The organism is Microbacterium sp. BF1 (assembly GCF_019279095.1).
Lineage (GTDB): Bacteria > Actinomycetota > Actinomycetes > Actinomycetales > Microbacteriaceae > Microbacterium > Microbacterium maritypicum.
This window is the reverse complement of sequence record NZ_JAGYWT010000732.1, coordinates 1-851: the sequence shown is the minus strand read 5'-3', so window position 1 is coordinate 851 and position 851 is coordinate 1. Positions and strand designations below refer to the sequence as shown.

Annotated in this window: 1 protein-coding gene and 1 pseudogene; both read left to right on the top strand. The window is 68.9% G+C overall.

The genetic code is table 11. The annotated features are described in order from the left end of the window. Positions 1-696: porphobilinogen synthase (gene hemB, locus KZA10_RS16385; RefSeq protein ID WP_218683422.1), on the top strand; the 696-nt coding region annotated here is incomplete at its 5' end. A gap of 22 nt (positions 697-718) precedes the next feature. Then, positions 719-851 (top strand): annotated as a pseudogene (locus KZA10_RS18410) (glutamate-1-semialdehyde 2,1-aminomutase); the annotation flags it as partial.

The following is an 851-nucleotide window of genomic DNA, read 5'->3' as shown; positions in this document are numbered from 1 at the left end:
CCGCGAGGCATCCTGAACGTCGCGACGGAAGCGCTGGCCTCCGAGGTCGGCGACGCGCTCGTCGTGCAGACGGATCTATGCCTGGACGAGTTCACCGATCATGGTCACTGCGGCGTGCTCGCCGCCGACGGGTCAGTCGACAACGACGCGACGCTCGAGCGGTACACCTCGATGGCGCTGGCGCAGGCCCGTGCCGGCTCTCAGCTGCTGGGGCTGTCCGGGATGATGGACGGCCAGGTCACGGTGATCCGCAGGGCGCTCGACGCCGAGGGCTTCACCGACACGCTTCTGCTCGCCTACGCCGCGAAGTACGCGAGCGCCTTCTACGGACCCTTCCGCGAGGCCGTCGACTCTCAGCTGAAGGGCGACCGTCGCACGTACCAACTCGATCCGGGCAACCGGCGCGAGGGCGTGCGCGAGGCTGTCGTCGATGAGGCCGAGGGCGCCGACATCGTCATGGTGAAACCGGCCATGGCCTTCCTCGACGTGCTGCGCGAGGTTCGCGACACGGTGAGTATTCCCGTGTGGGCATATCAGGTGTCCGGCGAGTACGCGATGATCGAAGCCGCCGGCGCGAACCGCTGGATCGACCGTCGTGCGGCCATCCTCGAATCCCTTCTCTCCATCCGCCGTGCCGGTGCGGATGCGGTGCTCACCTACTGGGCCACCGAAGCGGCCGGCTGGCTGCGCGACTGACTTCTCCGAGGAGCTCTCCTTCATGACCGACCGCAATGACGACCTGTTCTCCGCTGCCCGCGCGGTGATCCCCGGTGGGGTCAACTCGCCGGTGCGCGCCTACGGTTCGGTCGGCGGGACGCCGCGGTTCCTCGCCTCCGCGAAGGGGGCGCGGG